General features: G+C 54.8%; 1 protein-coding gene. It reads right to left on the reverse strand.

What is annotated here, in order from left to right; all coding sequences use genetic code 11:
• The coding region (gene lolA, locus ACTHUR_RS20895) for an outer membrane lipoprotein chaperone LolA (protein WP_440400722.1) at positions 1-447 on the reverse strand (447 nt) is incomplete at both ends.

The raw sequence follows: 447 nt of genomic DNA on the forward strand, positions 1-447 counted from the left end.
GCGGCGAGGTTGTCGCCTTTGAAGCCGATGCGGATGTATTGGTAGCCGGCGTTGTTTTTCTTAGGCGTTGCCAAGACGTAGTCGATGCCGTTGGACGAGCCGTCTTCTTTGAGCGAGTAGCTGCTGTCAAGGGCGGTTTTGTTGGAGAGGATGGCGGCGGGGCTATCGCCGATGGTTTGGTCTTGGGCGGACTTGGTCACTTGCGCCAAATCAACGTCATAGAGCCAAATGGTTTGACCGTCGCCTACGATGGTTTGTTTGTAGGGCTTGGTGTATTCCCATTTGAAGAGACCCGGACGCAGGATTTTGAAAGTGCCGTGTGCGGTTTGGGTTTTCTTTTTGCCTTGGACGGTTTGGGTGAAGCTGCCGCTGATACCGTCGGCGTCGTTGTTGAATTTCTTGAGTGCATCTACTGCGCCTGCCTGCGCGAAACCGATGGTTGCGGTC

The sequence above is a fragment of the Neisseria sp. P0021.S007 genome (assembly GCF_051956855.1).